This window comes from Ruegeria sp. L11, assembly GCF_056531755.1.
In genome coordinates, this window is sequence record NZ_JBQFMI010000053.1 from 1 (window position 1) to 950 (window position 950).

Consider the following 950-nt stretch of genomic DNA (forward strand, 5'->3'; position numbering starts at 1 on the left):
TCTGTGGGTGGCTCCTGCATTGCAAGAACTTTTTGGTGATGTTTGCGGGTATTTTGTCAGTACCTTCGTCTGTCCGGCCTGTTTGCGTGGCGGCATTGTCGCCACTGGCCCTGATGAATTCCGCGAGCGAGGTTCCAATCGGCTTATCGACCTCCGAGGGTCGCTGCCGTTCCCGGAGTGTCCTTGCTCTTGGTTGACTTAATTCCGCATCATCATTTCAACGTCTTGCATCTCGTGGGCAGTCGGCGCGGTCAGAACGCTGGCTGCCGGTATTCTTGTTTCTTCGTGAGCATCGCCCAGATGGCCCGAGCGGCTTTGTTGGCCATGGCGGTTGTTGCCAATCGGAATGGTTTGTCTGCGATAATTCGCGCTGTCCACAGATCGACCTTCTCAGGCGAACGTTTCGCCATCACAGCGCGCGATGTCATGCCTACGACCAACAGCTTGCGAATGTAGCGATCACCCTGCTTTGTGATCTTGCCCAGACGTTCCTTGCCACCGCTAGACTTGTTGAGTGGGGTCAGTCCGAGCCAGGCTGCCAGATCGCGTCCGGTCCGGAACTGTTTTGCATCGCCGATCGTAGCGACAATCGCTGACGCCGTGATCGGCCCGATGCCGGGCATACGCATCAATCTACGCGCATCTGCATTCAGAAGGGCATGTTGCTGGATCATCTTAGAATAGCCATCGATGCGCGCGTTCAAGCCGATGAACTGGTAGCACTGTATGCCGAGCATGCCATTCGCGATCTCCGGCATCTCTGGTTGGTCGCCATCAAGGTGACGCTTTGCAAAAGCCGTCACTGCTTCGATCCCAATGGGCAAAATGTGCCCAAACTCGCGCAAAAGACTGCGGATCATGTTGGCCAGTTGGGTGCGCTGCCGGACGGCCAGATCTCGAGTCCGGTGGATTGAGAGAATGGCTTGCTGCTCTTCCGTCTTGATCTCGAC

2 protein-coding genes are annotated in these 950 nt (G+C 56.3%); one reads left to right on the forward strand and one right to left on the reverse strand.

Features of this window, described 5'->3' with window-relative positions:
- Positions 1 to 202: hypothetical protein (locus tag ACR0CE_RS20525; protein ID WP_480833615.1), on the forward strand; the 202-nt coding region annotated here is incomplete at its 5' end.
- Between the two features lie 49 nt (positions 203 to 251).
- On the opposite strand, the gene ACR0CE_RS20530 is transcribed toward ACR0CE_RS20525, so the two are convergent.
- The coding region (locus ACR0CE_RS20530; protein WP_480833616.1) for an IS110 family RNA-guided transposase at positions 252 to 950 on the reverse strand (699 nt) is incomplete at its 5' end.